Below are 17,578 nucleotides of genomic sequence, written 5' to 3' on the forward strand. Positions count from 1 at the left end.
GACCCGTCACCTCCCGCGCGCGTGCCGCCCCCGCTGCACGCCGCACCGGCGCTGCCGGAGCGAGCCGGACGTTCCGACGGCCAGCAGGCGGCGTTCAGCTGGTGTACACGCCGTTTCAAGATCCTGTCACCAGAGTGGCGACTCGTGCCTACCTCACACTCGCGTGCCGGCGTCGCCTCCGTATGCGCCGCGGCTCTGACGCTTTCAGGACTGCTCCTCACCTCAATGGCTGCCGCTCAGCCCGCGGCTGCCGCGGACCCGCCCGGCTATCCGAACGTCCGGATCAACGAAGTCACCTCGTCGGGCAACGACACGGTGGAGCTGTACAACACCGGTCCGACCGCGGTGAGCATCAGCGGCTGGAAGATGTCGGACGACAGCCTCTCGCCGCAGTCGTTCAGCCCGTCCGCCGCCACGATCCCCGCCGGCGGCGCCGTCACGTTCAACTCACCCAAGGGGCTGGGCGATTCCGACAAGCTGGTGATCTACACGGCCGGCGGCACGATGGTCGACCAGGTCGCGTGGGCGACCGACCGGGCGAAGCCGGCCATGGCGCGGTGCGGCGGCGACGGCACCGGGGCGTGGGTGACCGGCACCTCGGCGTCCACGTTCGGCGCCCCGAACGCGGCGGGCTGCCCGTCGTCGGTCCCGGCGGCGAGCCGGGTGCGGATCAACGAGGTCACCTCGGACGGCTCCGACACCGTTGAGCTGTACAACGGCGGAACGAGCGCGGTCGGCGTCGGGTCCTGGAAGTACGTGGACAGCGACTCCTCCCATTCCCCCGTGTCCGTCTCGTCCTCCTCACCGAGCGCGACCAGCATTCCCGCCGGCGGCTACATCACGTTCAACTCCGCCATCGGGCTGGGCGACAACGACTCGGTCCTCCTGGTCGACAGCAGCGGCAACACCATCGACTCGGTGACCTGGGCAACCGACGGGGCCAAGCCGTCGGACGAGCGCTGCGCCAACGGCACCGGCCGGTTCCGGACCGCCACGACCGCAACCCCCGGCGGCCCGAACTCCTGCTCGGGCGAAGGCGAGGGCGACGGCGAGGGCGACGGCGACGGCGACGGCGACGGCGATCCCCAGCCGGGCGGCCACCTGCTGGGCGGCGGCGGCTCCCTCACCAGCGGCTGCACCCCCGAGGCGCCCAGCGGCACGGGTTCCACCCCGGCGGGCACGTCGGCATGGCCGGGCGGGCTGGACGTCACGATCGCGGACAACGTCTGCGCGTTCACCACATCGACCGGCCCGGAAGGCCGGGATCTGAGCGGCCTGGCGTTCGACCCGGCGAATCCGTCGGTGCTGTGGGCCGCCAAGAACAAGAACTGGCTGTACAAGCTGGTCAAGAGCAACGGCAAGTGGATCCCGGACACCTCCTGGAGCGCGACCGGCAAGCAGATCCGCTTCGCGGGCGGCTCCGGCGAGCCGGACGCCGAGGGCCTGACCGTCGGCGGCAACGGCCACATCTACGTGACGTCCGAGCGCGACAACGCCGACAACAAGAAGCCCAAGGACACGATCCTGGAATTCGACCCGGCGGCCTCCGGGTCGACCCTGACGCCGGTTCACCAGTGGGACATGACCTCGCAGTTCCCGCAACTCGACACCGGCAGCAAGGACGACGCCAACCTCGGCTTCGAGGGCGTCGGCTACGTGCCCGACAGCTGGCTGACCGGCAACAGCTGGGTCGACCCGCGCACCGGCTCCGTGTACAACCCGTCGAACTACCCGCTGCATGGTGCGGGTCTGTTCTTCGCCGGTCTGGAGTGGGACGGCTCGCTGCACGTCTACGGTCTGAACTCCGACGGCACGTTCACCACGTTCGGCACGGTCACGACCGGCAAGGGCTCCGTGATGGACGTGATGTTCGACGCCGGCACCCAGCGTCTCGTAGCGACCTGCGACAACACCTGCGGTGAGACGCACACCTTCATGAAGGTCAACACCTCGGGCGCGATCGTGCCGGACGTGACCTACACGAATCCGGCCGTCATGCCGACGGACAACCTGGAAGGCTTCGCGCTGGCTCCGACGTCGACCTGCGTCAACGGCTTCCGTGAGGCGGTCTGGAGCGACGACGGCGTCTACGGCTTCGGTTCCGGAAGCTCCTCCTACGGACACGCCCTCTACAGCGGCTCCTTCCCCTGCTGATCCCGCCGTCCGGTCCCGCCGCCGGCCGGTCCTGGACGTAGGCGATAGGGCACACGTCGATGGAACCCTGTGGACGCGGCAACGGGCCCGAGCCCACCGCCGAGCAGAAGGAACTTCGACGCGCCGCCCCGTACTCGGTCCCCGCCCCCACGGCGGGGACCGAGCATCACGCCCGGCCGGGGCCGCCTGCCCCGAGCGCCGGGCCCGGTCCCCGTGATCCGGAACGGACCGGCATCACCGGGCTGCCCCGCGCGGGCAACGTCCCACGCGGGGGACTGCCGGCCTCCGGCGCTCGTCATACCTGCGTCGGGTTCTTGCACATCCAGGGGTAGAACGGAGCACCCTTGCTCCCAAGCACCTGCCACATCATGGCGCCCCGCGTCTTCGGCCCGAAGACACCGTCGATGTTGCTCCCCGTGAAGTGCAGCTGGTACTTCTGAAGGGACTTGACGGCCTTCACCGTCCCCGGCCCGTAAGAGCCGTCGACGCCCCCACTGTTCTGGATCAGCTTGGCAGCCGCACTTGCGGAGTAGCAGGTCACGATCGCGTCCTGCAGAGCCTTGACCGCGGACGTGGATCCCTGTCCCAGTTTCAGGTTGCAGCTGACACCGCTGCCCGAGCGGGCCGGCACCCTGACGTACTCGTAGTTCCCGGTGTAGCGCAGCGAGGTGGTGTTGCACGCCGCGACGGCCGCTTGCGCGGAGGAACCCGTGGCGACGGCGAGCGACAGCGACGCGGCGGTCACCGCCGTGGCCGTGACCAGGACCTGCAACCTGCGCGAAATGGCACGCATGCACGTGCCTCCTTTCTCTTCGGATTTTTCACCGAGGACGGACCATGAGCGTCCCGGGCACCTGTCGTGGGGGCGATACCAGCCGAGTCAGCAATGCCCACGACGATCGCCCGGTTCACGACGCCGCGGCAGCCCACCGTGGCTCATCCCCCGATGACCTTGCACACGGACGCTAGCCACCCCTCGGCAACGCCGTGAAGGTCGCTCGGACCCTTGTGTCACAACACGAACCCTTGTGACACAACGGTGAAAGCGTCATGAACAGGCATCACGAACGGTTACGGGCGGCAGCAGCGGGGCTAGCCCGGCCGTACCGACGCCGTCAGTCAGCGGTGCTCAGCTGCCACCCCCGGACGCCCTGACGCATCACATCCGCACGCAGAGCGATCGAACGGTGGACCGGCCACGAACCCGCTGGCAGACCGGCCACGGACCGGAAGCGGACCGGCCACGAACCGTCAGGGGACAGCCCCGCTACGCCCCGTACGTCCTCGGGTCCTCCGACGCCAGCCGGCGCAACGCGTCGGCCGCACGGTCCTCGGGCAGGGTTCCGTCCTCCTGGATGCGCCACATGAAGTACGTCGCCGAGCCGTCCTCCCCCGCGTACCGCAGGCTCAACACGGTCTGGTCCATGTCATTGAACGCCGTCCCGGCCCAGCTCAGTTCCACGCCCCAGCGAGTGAGCAGCTCCGGCCGGTCACGCAGGCCTGCGACGATCAGCCGGGCGGCCTTGCGGGCCGGCCAGGTCCATGTGTGGTCGTTCTCGGCACGACGGATCTCGGCGTCGTACGCGGCCGCATCGAAGCGGAGTTCCGGAATCTCACGCACGTGCAGCGCGGACGGCGGCGGGGGCGGGCACCGCCAGTCGGACCACACCACCTCGCCGCCGACCCGACGGATCGTGACGTACAGCGCTCCGCAACAGCCCTCGGAGCAGTACGCCTCCGCGAGCTCCACCTCCCGCGGCTCCTCCGTCGCCCGCAACCGGCCGCTGTCCAGCAGCCACTCCGGGCTGTGCACGGCCCCCCGCCCGAACACCGCCGGCACCAGGGGGCGGCCGTCGGCCACGATGCGGGCCTCGACGGTGCCCGGTTCGAGGGGATCACGTTCGGCGACCTCGATCCGCAGCCCCTCCACCGGTCCGGCCGGGCCGCGCGCCAACTGCCGCCGGGCCCGCCGCGCCCATTCGGTGCGCCGCCGCACGCTCCCGGGCACCCCTTCCCGGTCCACTGCCGTCCGCCATGCGGGCCGGTCCAGGACGGCGAGCAGCTCCGAGACCACCGCCTCCCGACGCCCCGGCCCGCCCCAGTCGTGCAGCACACCGGCCCCGCTGGAGAGCTCCTGGGCCGCTGAAAGGAGCAAGGCGTAGTGGTCAAGGGTGGGCGCCAGGTGACGGGCGGCACCCCGCGCCAACGACTCGTACGCGCGAACGGCTTCCCGGTAGGAGAGGATTTCGGGACTCGAATCACGCACACAGGTCATCTGGAACAGCAACCAGGCTGCTTGAGCGACCAGTTCGGGTGCCCGCACATGCGGCGCGCCGGCCCGCCCCGAAGGCCCCGCGACCGCCTCGTCGAGCTCCAGCAACCGCACCAGCTCCGCGGCCTCCGCCGCCCGCCTGGCGTCCTCCGGCCCGATCGTCCGCGGCAACGCGACCAGCCGCTCCCGCACATCGGCGTCATCCCCTGCGTCGAGTGCACCGCGCAGCCGGCCCAGTTCGGGCTTCCCGGCCCGATTCCTCAGGTGGATCAGGGCCGCGGTCCGCCTGTCGATGGTGTCGAGTGTGTGGATGACGGGACGCACGAGATCCCGCAGCAGCCCCAGCGTCTCGAGGTTCGGCACGTCCTGCGGCTCACCGAGCCGGATCAGCAGAGCGAGCCCGACGCATACGGACTGGACGCTCCGTCCCGTACGGACCAGGCACCGCGCGAGCGCACGCGCCCGTGCCTCGTTCTCCAGCGGGAGCCCGCTCACGATCAGGTGGATGCTGTGGTGCCGGACGGGCGGATCCATCGCGGCCAAGCGCCGTTGCAGTGCCTCCGCGGCCGAGGCGGCGTCCGGATCCACCAGCAGCGGGGTGAGCATGTCGGTCAGCTCGTCCCGGGTCTGCGGCCAGCCACGACGGGCTCGATTCCTCGGCCCCGGGCGATCGGGCGGTGTCGCGTACTCCAGGGACCACGGCCCTTCGGGCTCGGCCTGTTGGACGGACACCGCGCACAGGTACAGCGAGGACCGGGAAGTGAGCGCTCCGCGCTCTTCCGGGGCGCTCAACGGGTGGGGTGGTTCTCGATTCCGTACGTCATGCGGCGGAGTCTGGCAGGACCCCGACCACCGCGCCAGCGGATTACCTCACTACCGGTCGCCCTCGCCGCAGCCCTCTCGCCATGCACCCTCCCGGCCGGAACACAGGAAGAATGCGCCCCCATGAGCCATTCGCAACCCTCCCCGCTCTCCCCCGCCTCCTGGCACCGGCCCATGGTCGCCCGCCTCTCCGACGAACAGCACCGCACCGCGACCATGCTGGAGCTGTTCTTCGACCTCTGCTTCGTCACGGCCGTGGCCCAGGCGGCGACGGCGTTCGAGCACGAACTCGCGGAGGGACACATCGGCCACGGCGTCCTCGGCTACGCGATGGTGTTCTTCGCGATCTGGTGGGCCTGGATGAACTTCACCTGGTTCGCCTCCGCCTACGACACCGACGACGTGCCCTACCGGCTGCTCACCCTGGTCCAGATCACCGGCGCCCTCGTCCTCGCCGCCGGGGCGTCACAGGCTCTGCAGCACGAGGACTTCACGGTCATCACCTGGGGCTACGTGATCATGCGACTCGCCATGGTCACCCAATGGCTGCGGGCCGCCCGGTCCGACCCCGAGCGGCGTGCCACCTGCCTGCGCTACGCCGTGGGGATCTTCGTCGTACAGGTCGGCTGGGTCGTACGTCTGACGCTGCCCGAGGACACCGGCCTCGTCACCTTCGGCATCCTGGTCCTGGCCGAGATCGCCGTACCCGCCTGGGCGGAACGCTCGGCCACCACCACCTGGCACCCGCACCACATCGCCGAGCGGTACGGCCTGTTCACCCTGATCGTGCTGGGCGAGTCCATCACCGCCGCCACCGGAGCCGTACACGCCGCGCTCGACTCCCACACGGCACTCGGCGACCTCGCCGCCCTGGTCGTCGGCGGCATTCTGACCGTCTTCGCCCTGTGGTGGCTCTACTTCGCGCGCAGTGCGCGCGTGCACGACCGGCTCACCACCCTGCGCACGGCACTCCTGTGGGGCTACGGCCACTACCTGGTCTTCGCGTCCGCGGCGGCGGTCGGCGCGGGTCTCGCGGTCAACGTGGCTCACACGACCGGCCACGGACACCTCTCCGACCGGGCCGCGGCGGCGGTCTACACCATCCCGGTCGCCGTCTTCGTGACCCTCGTGTGGCTGCTGCACCACCGCGACGGTGGCCTGCGCCGCGCGGCCGACGTACTCCACCCCGTCGCGGTCCTCGCCGTCCTGGCCGCCACGTTTGCGCCGTCGCCGGTCCTCGTCACCGGCATCATCACGGCGCTCCTCATCGCCGCGACGCTGGTCCTTTCCGCGCGGAGCACCGCACGCGGTGACACGGACAAAGGCACTCCGCCGGCCTCCGAGGCCCCACTCACGCCGCCGACTTCCTGAGCCCGGCGCGGCTGGCCCGTACTGCGCGCCTCAGCCCGTACTGCGCGCCTTCGCCGGCTGTCCCGCCTGTCCCGACTGTCCCGGCAGCACGATCCCCTGTGCCTGGGCGGCCTTCCCGGGGCGCAGGGTCCACGGCACCGGAGAGGTCTCGGTCAGCCAGCCGTCGGAGACGATCCCGCTCACGACGAGGCCGCGCAGCGAGCGCGAGAGCTTCTTCCAGCCCAGCCCCTTGCACAACTGTCCGTACGAAGGCCCGTGTCCGTGCTCCGTGCGGAAGGCCACGGTGAACTCGGCCGCCTCCCGGCCGCACTCGGGATGCGCTTCCCGCCACGTGCCGTAGTCGCTCGCGGCGGGCCGCGGCGCGGGGACGGGCGAGGGTGCGGACATGAACGCCTTCGCGACGCGTCCGAAGGAAGGCCGGCACAGCGTGCACTGCTCCACCGCCTCCACGTGCCGCAACAGCGCCGGGCTGATCCCGGACTTCCACTCCGCCCACTGGGCCGGGGTGACCTCATCGAGTTCGGCGGCGGCCGCCGCCTCCCGCACCGCCCTGCGCGCCGCCTCATCGGCCGCGAGCTCCGCGACCTCCTCAGGGGTACGGAACAGGCCGGCGAGGTGCCTGACCGCCGGGCCGAGCCGGTAGGTCCGCCCGGAGATCTCGGCCAGGAACCCCTTCTCGATGAGGACGGGCACGGCCGGGTAGCAGGCGACGGGCAGCTCTTCGGGTGCCTCGCCGAGGAGTTCGTCGGTGCAGTACGCGGCGAGGAACAGCGCGGCGAGCCGCGCGGCCGGCGAGGCCTTCTTGACCGGCTTGGCCATGCGCGTACGCATGGCCCATCCCGAGACCTTCGACCGCGTGCCCTTGCCCAGGGGCAGCACGTGGTCCGGGCCCGGCGTCATCTCCGGCACGATGATCGCGGCCGGCTTGTCCGGATCCCCGTCGAGCAGCGAGGCGGGCACCTGCCACCCGGCGGCGGCCAGTTCGCCCACCGCCTGCTCCGGATGGTCCAGCCGCAGCGACCGCAGGTCCGTGCCCGTGAGGTTCCCGACCCCGGCCCGCGCGGCCCGGATCCCCACCACGACGGCGAGCAGTTGCGCATCGACGGTGGTCAGCGGCAGTCGGCTCACGTACGAGAGGAGCTCACGCGCCGCTTCCCCCTGTCGTGGCGTCAGCAGAAACGGCAGGGGCGCTGGTGGCGGAGGCGGCACTGCGGCGGTCTCGTCCGAAAAGGCAGGCTTGGGCACATCACATCTAACGGTGATCACACCGCGGAAGTCACGCGTGACGTGGGCCACATCACCGGGGTTACGGATGAGCGTACCGACCAGGGCGCCGCCGCCCGGACCGTACGAGGGTGGCTGCCGCCATCCGGGGGGCGTCAGCGGGACGTCAGGGAGGCGTTAGCAGAACATGAGCAGCGGGCGGGAAGCTTCACATGTCAGCAGGTCAGGAGGGGGAGCGGTTCGCCGCAAGTTCCGGGCCTCGGCAGCACCTCCACACTCGACCGCCACACACTCGGGGAACTCACATGCGTACGATCCACTCCCGCAAGCGCACCGCCACCCTCGGCGCAGCCGTCACCGCCGTGCTCGCTCTGGCCCTCACCGCCTGCGGTGGGGACGGCGGCGGCACCAAGTCGGCCGGTCCGGCGGACAACGCCGCGAAGAGCGCCGCCTCGGCGGGCGCCTCGCAGCAGTCAGGCTCCGGCGGCTCCTCGGACACCACGACGACCGGTGGATCCGCGGAGAAGGTCACCTCCAGCACGGGCACGTCCAAGAGCGGCACCGCCAAGACCGGCACGACCACCGGCGGCGACACCAGCGACGGTTACGCCTACAAGCACCCGTGCAAGAGCGAGGACCTGTCGGTGCGCGTGTACGCCCGTGAGGGCTCGGCCACCCAGCAGGTGATCGAGGTCAACAACACCGGCGCGAACGCGTGCGGTCTGAGCTACTTCCCGCGGGTCAGCCTGGGCAGCGCGAGCGCCCAGGACCACAGCGGTGACGTCACCCCGCTGGTCCCGGGCGGCCTGGGCGGCGCCCCCGCCTACCCGGTCAAGCCGAAGACCGCCGCCATCGCGGTGATCGACCTCAACCCGAGCGGCGCGGACACCGCCCTGACCTGGATCAACGAGCTGAACGTGCTGGCCGACGGCGACCACATGCCCAACGCGGAGCAGCTCAACTTCCCGCTCGGCCCCGACGTGAAGGTCCTCGACCCGAAGCTGGGCCTGTACAGCGGCACGATCGCCGATGCGGTGAGCTCGATGAAGCAGGCCGACTCGAAGTCCTGACCCGGCCGGAGCCCACCCCCGCGAGCCTCCTGACGAACGCCTCAACGGCGGCCCGTCAGGAGGCTCGGTCGTTCCGTCAGGAGACCGGCGTGACCGGGGAGACCGGGAAAACCGGGGCGGCCGGGGCCCCCGTCAGCCGGCCGTCTTCGGCTGCGTGAAGCGGATGCGGTTGCCGAACGGGTCGCGGAGACCGCAGTCCGTACCGTAGGGACGCTCGGTGGGCTTCTCGATGAACTCGACGCCCTGGGCGCGCAGCGTCTCGTACGTCTTGCGGCAGTCGTCCGTGGTGAGGATGACCCAGCCGCCCATCGCGCCCTTCGTCACCAGGTCGCGGACCTGCGCCGCCGTCTCCTCGGACATCGCCGGAGCGCCCGGCTTCTCCAGGAGGATCTGACGTTCCGGATGGCCCGGGACGCTGACGGCCAGCCAGCGCATGAACCCCAGGTCGACATCGGCGGCCACTTCCAGCCCGAGCTTGCCGACGTAGAAGTCGAGGGCCTCGTCCTGGTCGAGGACGTACATCTGCGAGTGCGTGATGGCGTTGAACATGACGTTCACGCTACGACGCCGGCGCCGCGAAAACTTATCCGGAACTGCTCAATCGGCGCAGGCCTCGGCAGCGGGGAGCAGCGGCCTACTTGGACACGATCCGTCCCACCGTGCCGGGGCCGGTCGTCAGCGCCTCGGACGTGGTCCGCCACGCCGGATCGCCGGGGTGGAGCCGGGTCCGGAGGTAGGCCGCGGTGAGCCGGGCGAGGGCGGCCACGCGCGCGGGGCTCTCGTCGGTGGTCTCGGCGGCGTCGTATCCGGCGATCCCGCCGAGCCCGTGCTCCGCGTCGAACAGGGTGAGCAGGTCCTTGGGCCCGGGGGCGAGGGTGTAGGGGTCGGCGTGCCACTCCGGCCCCATGTCCGTGAAGTGCCGGGAGTCGTCCTTGTCCCCCGCGACGACCAGAGCGGGTGCGGTCATGGTGGAGAAGTCGACGCCACCGATGATCGGCCACTGCCCGGCCATGGGCCCGTTGAATACCTCGCCGCCCCTGCCGGGCGCGGCGAGCAGGACGCCGGCCTTGATCCGGGGCTCGACGAGGTGCACCACGTCCCCGGTGGCGGGGTCGGTGAGCCCGGCACCCAGCAGCAGGGCCGCGGTGAAGCCGCCGAGCGAGTGTCCGGCGAGGGCGATGCTGCTGCGGTCGATCCGCCCGGCGAGCTGCGGCACGGTGCTCTCGATCACGTCGAGCCGGTCGAGGATGTGCGTCATGTCCTCGGCACGGGAACGCCAGAAGTCGGGGGCTCCGGGGGCGTCGGAGACCAGGTGGCTCAGTGTCCTGGAGGTGAGATGGGTGGGCTGGAGGACGACGAACCCGTGGGCGGCCCAGAAGCCGGCCAGCGGGGCGTAGCCGTTGAGCGAGGAGAGGTTGTTCGAGGGGCCGTGGCCGTGGGAGAGGAGGAGGACCGGCAGTGCGGTTCCGGTCGCGGGTGCGGAGACGCGCACCTGGAGATCCACGGGGCGGCCGGGCACGGCGAGGGTCACGGGGCTGAAGGACAGGACCGGGGCGGGCGCGCCCAACCCCTCGGACCCGGCGCCGGTGGATACGGATGTGGACGAGGACGAGGACGTGCTCACGATGAGGGCTCCCTTGAAGTGGCACCTGCCGCCCCTGGTCTCGTTCGACCAGCGGCGGACACGGTGGTCAGGGGCGTCCCGTGTCGGCTCGGCCAACAAAAACGGAACGTCGCTCCATTTAGTATCCGGAACACTGCTCCGCTTTGTCAATCGAGCGAGGAGAGCGCGCCCCGGCCAACGCCCCGATCAAGCCCCGATCAGGCGCTCGGCCGCGTCCAAGCCATCGTGAAACAGGTAGGGACACCCGTGACCACCGCCTCCTTCCGGTACGCCCTCGGCGACCGGCCGACGATCTCCCGGAACGTCCGGCTGAACGTCCCCGCACTGCCGAACCCGACCTCGAAGCAGATGTCCGTCACACTCCGGTCGGTCTCCCGCAGCAGGAACATCGCCCGCTCGACGCGGCGCCGCTGCAGATAGCGGTGCGGCGTCTCGCCGAACGTGACCCGGAAGGTGCGCGAGAAGTGCGCCTCGGACACATGGGCGAGCCGGGCGAGCGCCGGTACGTCGAGCGGATGGGCGTACGCCCGGTCCATCGCGTCCCTGACCCGCAGCATGCGGCGGTTGGACTCCTCCGAGGCGCGGCTCACCGCACGGCCCCGCGCAGGTGGCCGCGCAGGTGTGCGCCCCGGAGGCGTTCGCTGCGGAGTATCGCGCCGGCGGGGTCGCCCGATTCGGTCAGGCCTCTTGATCCTCGTCGGCCGGTGCCCACGTGAACGCAGGCTCCGCCCTGTGCGCAGTACGACGACTTCTGCCAGGTGTGCCGGTGCATCGTGGCTCCTTTCACAGGCCCTTGGCGAAGGCGGAGGAGCGCCTCCATGGCTGACGCCCCCACCCGGACCCGCGCCGCCCCCGAGGACGAACCCGGCCCAGGCCCCTGAACCGAGATCACCTTCGACGAGGACGACGACCTCGTCCACCTGCGCGGGACCAGCGACCCCGAGAACGTCGTCACGACGACCCGGGCCAAGTGGGAGGCGTTCGCGAAAGGGCGTCCGGGCGGGCGAGTTCGACCACTTCGCCGGACTCTGGCCACCAGCTGTCCGGCCGACCGGCTGACGTCCGATCATGGGTGCCTTACGGTCGTGACGTGGACACGTTATTACCTGGGGACCCTTCAGAGATCGGGCCGTACCGACTCATCGGCAGGCTCGGGGCCGGCGGGATGGGGCGGGTGTACCTGGCCCGTTCCGAGGCCGGACGTACCGTCGCCATCAAGGTGGTACACGACGGCTTCGCGCACAGCCCCGAGTTCCGGCGGCGGTTCGCCCAGGAGGTCGAGTCCGCCCGGAAGGTCGGCGGAACATGGACCGCACCCGTCCTCGACGCCGACACGGAGTGCCCGACGCCCTGGGTCGTCATCGGCTACGTACCGGGCCCCGACCTCCACACCGTGGTGTCGGCCGGGGAACACGGCCCACTGCCCGTGGAATCGGTCCTCGCTCTCGCCAACGGGCTCGCCCGAGCACTCGGCGACGTTCACGGGGCCGGCCTGGTCCACCGCGATCTGAAGCCGTCCAACGTCCTGCTCACCGTCGACGGGCCGCGCGTCATCGACTTCGGGATCGCCCGCGCCGTGGAGACGCCCGTCGACGGTTTCCTGACGCGGACCGGTGCCGTGATCGGATCGCCGGGCTTCATGTCGCCGGAACAGGTCCGCGGCGAGCGGCGCCTCACCCCGGCCTCGGACGTCTTCTGCCTGGGCGCGGTCCTCCATTACGCGGCCACCGGACGGACCCCCTTCGGCGCCCTGGACAGCGGAGCCCACGCGCTGATGTTCCGCATCGCCGAGGAGGAAGCGGACCTGACCGGCCTGCCGTCACTCCTGGTGGAGCTGGTACGGAACTGCCTTCGGAAGGACCCTCGCGACAGACCCGCGACGCAGGACATCGCGACGGACACCGAACCCTGGGCCCCCGATACCCGCCCCGCCTGGCTTCCCGCCGAACTGCTCGCCTCGATCGGCTCCCGAGCTGACCCTCGCCCGACCCAGTACGTCCCCGCACCTGCGACCGAGCCGGCGCCGCTGCCCCTGCCGCTGCCGCAGGGGCGGACGGAGCCCTCAACCGAAACGGCGGTGCACCCGGACCGGAGGCCGCGGACGACATCCGGTCCGGAACCACGGGAAGGAGGGAAGACACCCGACGAGTCGGCACGACGCCCGCGCAACCCCAAGATCCGGCGAAGGCTCGCGCTCGCCACGGGACTGCTCGTGCTCATCGGCGCGGGCGTGGCGCTCGCGCCGATGCTGAGCGACGGAAACAACACGGCCGGGCACAACGACCGGAAGCCGAAGCAGACGGCTTCGGCCTCCCCTCGCGCCCTCAACAGCGCCGCCTTCGTGGGGACCTGGTCGGGCAAGGCGTCGGGCAGGACACAAACGGGAGGTGTCCAGTTCGTCAACTTCACAATCACCAGCGGAAATCCGCCAACGGGAAACATAGCGGACTTGATCCTGCAGTACCCCGAACAGGTCTGCCTGGGTCATGTCAGCGAATTGCACGTCGTGAGCGGGCAGGCACTCGTGGAGCTGGACAAGGTGAGCCCACCCACCGAGGAAGACGACCCCGACAACTTGTCCTGCTTGCCGTACACCCAAATGCTCACGCTCAACGGCGACGTATTGGAGTGGCGCACCGAAGGTGCCACTGCCGACCTGCGCAAGGACACCTCGGCGTATGCGGACGAAGAACTCCTGCGCACATACAAGGGGACATGGAGAACGTCGGACACGACGCCGTCGATGGGGCTCTCCATCAATGATCTCAGGCCTGGAGCCGTGTTCGAATTTACCGGCGGTGAAGGCGCACGCTCGTGTACGTGGTCTGCCGGAGTCACCGAGGCCACCCCGGACAGGATCTTCGGCGCCGTCACACGGCCTACCGCACCGGACATCGGCATCTGTCACGGCCACAGCACCTTCGACATCCGCCCCGCCGGGAAGGACCGCCTGCGGGTCCTCACCCAACGCGGCGTCCCGTACATCTTCACCCGCACCTGAGGCCAGTGGGCGGGCAGCCCGCCGCGCATCGGGCAGCCGCCCCAGCTCTCCGTGTAAAGCGTGACGAGGTACGGCCCCCGCCGGCGCTCGGCGAGTTCCCGCGGAACCTGCGCCCTCACCTGGACCCGCGCCGCCCCCGAGGACGAACCCGGCCCAGGCCCCTGGACCGAGATCGCCTTCGGCGAGGGCGACGACCTCGTCCACCTGCGCGGGACCAGCGACCCCGCGAACGTCGTCACGACGACCCGGGCCAAGTGGGAGGCGTTCGCGAACGGCGTCCGGGCGGGCGAGTCCGACCACTCCGTCACCGGCTGAGCCCTTATCCCCGCTACCGTCGGTCACTCGTACAGAGCGGGACCCGGCTGTACCGTCCATCCATGCCTCTGAGCCACCTCACCCTCTCGCCGCGCCGCGGCATCGCCCTCACCGAATTACGGCTGCGCTCGACCTACGGCGGTCTCATCGAGGGTGTTCCGACGAAACAGGTCAACGAGCGGATCATCGCCCACCTCCTGCGCACCGCCGAAAGCTCCTACCCCGGCCGGCCCGTCCACCTCATACCCCCCGAGGTCACAGCTCGGGGCGGGACCACCCACCGCGACGAGCCGATCGAGGACCTGCCGGCCGTCGCCTGCATCGGCGCGTTCGACTCGGGCGAGATCGACCCCGCCCATGACTCCGGTTGGTACTTCTCCGCGCTCGTCGTCATCTGGTTCCAGGCCACCGCGGACCCCCCGACGAACGACAACGCCCCCGCAGGCCTGCGCAGCCTGCCGTGGGACGAACTGGCCCGGGACTTCGAGGACTGAGGACCGCCACCCGGCCGGACGGCGCGGAGCCACATGCAGCGGGACGACCGCCGCTCCGCCGGACGGCGGAGGCATCCGGGGCCTCGCCTCCTCCCCGCACGGGCACCGAACTCACCTTGCGGACCGATGAGACGGTTGGATACGCACGACAGGCTGACGTCATGCGACCGACACAACGCGCCCACTCCCCGACCGATGCCGCCCTCGCCTCGTCCGCCCCTCGTTGGACCGTCCGCTCCGCACACCTGGCCGCCCTCGTGGTCCTTCCGGCCGGCCTCTGGCGCATCGCGCTCGTCCTCGGCTTCCCGGCCGGCTACACGGCCGAGGGGTTCGCGGGCTTCGAAACCCCGGGCGCGAAGGTGTGGATGCTGTTCCTGAGCGCGGCCACCGAGTTGCCGGCCCTCCTGACCATCGGCCTGGTGCGCCCGTGGGGCGAAGTGCTGCCGCGGCCATCCGCCCGCCGGGCCTGAGCGGCAGCAAAGGTGAAGGGAACGTTCCGCCGGGCCCCCCCTCGTTACGGCGGCGGTCGTACACCTCACCATCCGCAGCCGCCCGAGGAGCAACGTGCCCGAGCCCGCCCCCGTCACCGCCGCAGCGCTCCCCGCCCTTCCGCCCCTGAGTACGCAGGCCGAGACGCTGATCGAGCTCGGGGTGCACGAGATCGCCGGCCTGTCGGCCGGCGGGATCCGTGAGTTCGCCAAGGCGGCCGAGTCCGAAGGCGGAGAAGGCGGCGGCCTGCTCGCCGTCCACCCGGACCGGGCGCCCGCCTCCTCTCTCGCGCCGCTGCTCCGCCGCGACGACAAGCCGGGCTTCGTCGTCGTCGACATGCCTGACGTCGACCTCTTCACCCCGCTCGACACGGTCGCGGTCCCCGACGCCCCGCTCTACGTCCTCAGCGGCGTCGACCGCGGCGACCACATGGCCAACTGGAGCCCGGACGAGGCACTGCCCGCCCTCACCGCGCAGGACCGCACCCCGCTGCTCCTCACCGAGGGCATCCACTGGGTGCTGCAGCAGCCCGCCGCCCTGGAGCGGAACCACTGCTTCATGACCATCGGATCCCGGCTGCGCAAGGCCAACGGCGCCCTGGACGCCCGTACACCGGCGCTCTGGATCAGCAACGGCACCGGCCGCGACGGCCGGGAGCGGCGCAACGCACCGAAGGCCGGCTGGTGCTGGGCCGGCAACCGGCACACCTGGCTGGGCTTCGGCTCCACCACGGGCCGCCACCGCCCGGCCGCGTAGCGCGGCAGCCACCCGGACCGGCTGTCACAGCCCCTCGCTACGCTCACCGCATGCCTGCCTTCCGCGACTTCAACTTCAAGCTCCTCGTCATCGAGCAGCTCATGTACACCGACGAGACCCTCACTCCGGCATTTCGTATCGCGGACTGCCTGAAGGCGAAGGGAATCGACGACCCGCAGGGTTACGCGTACGAGAACGACCTCGCCCACACCGTGCTCGCCGAGGCCCGCGCCCACTTCGAGGCGCTGGAGATCAGCACGGAGCTGCTCGCGACGGTCGAAGAGCTCACCCTCGACGGCGGGCTCGAGGTGTACCAGGAGTGCTCCCCGGTCTGGGACGGCGAGGACGACCTCTACGACGTGGGCTCGCTCGACGACCTCGACCTGCTCCCGAACCTCCGGCTGATCTCGGGCGTCGACGACTGCGGGATCGGCGCCGCCTTCGACCACGAGGTGCTGGCGGCCCGGGGCATCGACACCGACTGATCCAGCCGCCGTCGCGACCAGCCCCGGAGACTCATGCCATGCCTCTCACCACACGCCTCACCGCACACCTCGGACGAACAGCCGCAGCAGCGATCCTCCTGGCTCTCACCGTGAGCGCGTGCGGCACCGAGCAGCCCGGGCAGCCCGGGCAGCCCGGGCAGCAGCAGGCCCAGTCGGCCGTGCCGCGACCGTCGTTCACCCCCAGGCCGAAGTGCGCCCAGCCCACCGAGGCTCCTCCGAAGCAGACGTCCTCTCCCACGCCCACGCCCACGGCGACCGTCGCGACCGGAACGCCGAACGAGGGAAACAGCGAGGACCGGCCGCCCAACTACGGCGACAACCACGCCTACCGCATGTCGGGCGAACTCAGCCCCGACAAGCGCGCCAAGGGCGAGGCATCGGCGGAGCGCATCCGGTACGAACTGGAGAAGGCCCGGAAGGAGGGCGACGTCAGCAAGAAGCGGATCACGGCGGCACTGGCACACCTGGGCTGCGGCAAGGAGCACGGCGTCTACGTCTGGGACGGGCTCTACAGCGTCCACACAGGGGACGTGTGCGTGTCCGGCCGTCTCACGGCGGAGGAACTGACCATCGAGGTACACGGCGCCTACGCCGAACCACAGCCGGGAACGGGGCCGTGCGTGGAGAACCGGGGAGGCCACTGACAAGGTGGCCGGGCACGTGTCCGGGGCCGTCTCCGCGGGCATGATCAATTGCATGAAAACGGGCAAGAGGGACGCCGTCGGCAACGGCGCAGGCACCGGGACGAGAACCGGCCCGGAAACGGACGACGCGGGAGCCGACGCACGCGACCGCGTCAGCACCCACCTCAGCGATGAACCGGGGCAGATCCTGCACTGGAACTTCTTCATAGGCGGCCACCTGAGCGCCTCCGTACCCGTGCGCCTCGTCGAACGCACACCCGAGGGCCAGCTCGTCTGGATGGAGACGGGCACCCCGATGTGGTGCACGGCCCTGCCGCGCGGCGCCACACACCTGCGGGACATCGCCCCGCACGAGCGCCCCGCCGAGGGCTACCCCGTGGTCGCCGGCCGGTGGCCGATGGGCAGCGCACTCTTCTACCAGCCGACGGGTGCCGCGCACTCCGTCCTGTGGCTCTTCGGCCGCAGACAGAAGTTCCGCGGCTGGTACGTCAATCTGGAGCGCCGCGTCCACCGCGGCGAAGACATCGACATCGCCGACCACGAACTCGACATCAACGTGGCACCGGACCGGACCTGGCAGTGGAAGGACGAGGACTCCTTCGCCGAGAAGACCGGTCATCCCGCGTACTGGAACGCGGAGGAGGCCACGGCCATCAGGACCGAGGGGAACAGGGTGGCCCGGCTCGCGGAGGCCGGAACCTTTCCCTTCGACGGGTCCTGGTGCGATTTCCGGCCGCCGCCGGCCTGGCGGACCCCGCCCCGCCCACCGGTCCCCCGCCACCCGCTTCTGACACCGAAGCCCACCCCGACCTCCCCGCACCTCCCCTGATGGGTGC

At 70.8% G+C, this 17,578-nt stretch carries 18 protein-coding genes; 11 read left to right on the plus strand and 7 right to left on the minus strand.

Annotated elements, in window-relative coordinates; translation table 11 throughout:
* Positions 1–225 precede the first annotated feature (225 nt).
* Entirely contained in the window at positions 226–2,154 is a 1,929-nt protein-coding gene (locus OG959_RS17360; RefSeq protein ID WP_326659465.1) for a lamin tail domain-containing protein, read from the plus strand.
* Between the two features lie 295 nt (positions 2,155–2,449).
* Here OG959_RS17360 and OG959_RS17365 read toward each other — a convergent pair whose 3' ends face one another.
* A complete protein-coding gene (locus OG959_RS17365) occupies positions 2,450–2,947 on the minus strand; it encodes a peptidoglycan-binding domain-containing protein (protein ID WP_326659467.1) in 498 nt (165 codons plus the stop codon).
* A 474-nt stretch (positions 2,948–3,421) separates the two neighbouring features.
* Complete coding sequence (locus tag OG959_RS17370) at positions 3,422–5,158, minus strand: hypothetical protein (protein WP_326659469.1); 1,737 nt, start codon at positions 5,156–5,158, stop codon at positions 3,422–3,424.
* Between the two features lie 213 nt (positions 5,159–5,371).
* Between OG959_RS17370 and OG959_RS17375 the strand changes: the two genes are divergently transcribed.
* Positions 5,372–6,619, plus strand: coding sequence for a low temperature requirement protein A (locus tag OG959_RS17375; RefSeq protein WP_326659471.1), 1,248 nt, complete (start codon positions 5,372–5,374; stop codon positions 6,617–6,619).
* A 30-nt stretch (positions 6,620–6,649) separates the two neighbouring features.
* Here the strand turns inward: OG959_RS17375 and OG959_RS17380 are convergent, their stop codons facing one another.
* Positions 6,650–7,864: a hypothetical protein gene (locus tag OG959_RS17380; RefSeq protein ID WP_326659473.1), complete on the minus strand. Its 1,215-nt coding sequence runs from the start codon at positions 7,862–7,864 to the stop codon at positions 6,650–6,652.
* 284 nt (positions 7,865–8,148) lie between these two features.
* Here OG959_RS17380 and OG959_RS17385 point away from each other — a divergent pair, with 284 nt between their 5' ends.
* Positions 8,149–8,913: a DUF4232 domain-containing protein gene (locus OG959_RS17385; RefSeq protein WP_326659475.1), complete on the plus strand. Its 765-nt coding sequence runs from the start codon at positions 8,149–8,151 to the stop codon at positions 8,911–8,913.
* Positions 8,914–9,045: 132 nt separating this feature from the next.
* Here OG959_RS17385 and OG959_RS17390 read toward each other — a convergent pair whose 3' ends face one another.
* The 4 genes from OG959_RS17390 to OG959_RS17405 all read right to left on the minus strand — a co-directional run bounded on the left by OG959_RS17390 (position 9,046) and on the right by OG959_RS17405 (position 11,357).
* The gene (locus OG959_RS17390; RefSeq protein WP_326659477.1) at positions 9,046–9,462 is read right to left on the minus strand and encodes a VOC family protein; all 417 of its coding nucleotides are present in this window, start codon (positions 9,460–9,462) and stop codon (positions 9,046–9,048) included.
* A gap of 85 nt (positions 9,463–9,547) precedes the next feature.
* Positions 9,548–10,480, minus strand: a complete 933-nt coding sequence (locus OG959_RS17395; protein WP_326666436.1) for an alpha/beta hydrolase family protein — start codon at positions 10,478–10,480, stop codon at positions 9,548–9,550.
* 254 nt (positions 10,481–10,734) lie between these two features.
* Positions 10,735–11,127 (minus strand): AraC family transcriptional regulator, encoded by a 393-nt coding sequence (locus OG959_RS17400; protein WP_326659479.1) that lies wholly within the window; start codon positions 11,125–11,127, stop codon positions 10,735–10,737.
* Positions 11,124–11,357, minus strand: coding sequence for a DUF397 domain-containing protein (locus OG959_RS17405; protein WP_326659480.1), 234 nt, complete (start codon positions 11,355–11,357; stop codon positions 11,124–11,126). The genes OG959_RS17400 and OG959_RS17405 overlap by 4 nt, the downstream gene beginning before the upstream one ends.
* Positions 11,358–11,627: 270 nt before the next feature.
* Here OG959_RS17405 and OG959_RS17410 point away from each other — a divergent pair, with 270 nt between their 5' ends.
* The 8 genes from OG959_RS17410 to OG959_RS17445 all read left to right on the plus strand — a co-directional run bounded on the left by OG959_RS17410 (position 11,628) and on the right by OG959_RS17445 (position 17,571).
* Positions 11,628–13,538 (plus strand): serine/threonine protein kinase, encoded by a 1,911-nt coding sequence (locus OG959_RS17410; RefSeq protein WP_326659482.1) that lies wholly within the window; start codon positions 11,628–11,630, stop codon positions 13,536–13,538.
* Positions 13,539–13,598: 60 nt separating this feature from the next.
* Entirely contained in the window at positions 13,599–13,853 is a 255-nt protein-coding gene (locus OG959_RS17415) for a DUF397 domain-containing protein (protein WP_326659484.1), read from the plus strand.
* 62 nt (positions 13,854–13,915) lie between these two features.
* Positions 13,916–14,347 carry a hypothetical protein gene (locus OG959_RS17420; protein ID WP_326659486.1) on the plus strand — a complete coding sequence of 144 codons (432 nt, stop codon included), beginning with the start codon at positions 13,916–13,918 and terminating at the stop codon, positions 14,345–14,347.
* Between the two features lie 161 nt (positions 14,348–14,508).
* Positions 14,509–14,817, plus strand: coding sequence for a hypothetical protein (locus tag OG959_RS17425; RefSeq protein WP_326659488.1), 309 nt, complete (start codon positions 14,509–14,511; stop codon positions 14,815–14,817).
* A gap of 94 nt (positions 14,818–14,911) precedes the next feature.
* Entirely contained in the window at positions 14,912–15,592 is a 681-nt protein-coding gene (locus tag OG959_RS17430; protein ID WP_326659490.1) for a DUF5701 family protein, read from the plus strand.
* A gap of 50 nt (positions 15,593–15,642) precedes the next feature.
* Positions 15,643–16,077, plus strand: coding sequence for a DUF6892 domain-containing protein (locus tag OG959_RS17435; RefSeq protein ID WP_326659492.1), 435 nt, complete (start codon positions 15,643–15,645; stop codon positions 16,075–16,077).
* A gap of 38 nt (positions 16,078–16,115) precedes the next feature.
* Entirely contained in the window at positions 16,116–16,742 is a 627-nt protein-coding gene (locus OG959_RS17440) for a hypothetical protein (protein ID WP_326659494.1), read from the plus strand.
* Between the two features lie 52 nt (positions 16,743–16,794).
* Positions 16,795–17,571, plus strand: coding sequence for a DUF402 domain-containing protein (locus OG959_RS17445; protein ID WP_326659496.1), 777 nt, complete (start codon positions 16,795–16,797; stop codon positions 17,569–17,571).
* The last annotated feature ends 7 nt before the right edge of the window (positions 17,572–17,578 follow it).

It is taken from the genome of Streptomyces sp. NBC_00385, from assembly GCF_035917155.1.
Taxonomy (GTDB): Bacteria; Actinomycetota; Actinomycetes; order Streptomycetales; family Streptomycetaceae; genus Streptomyces; species Streptomyces poriferorum.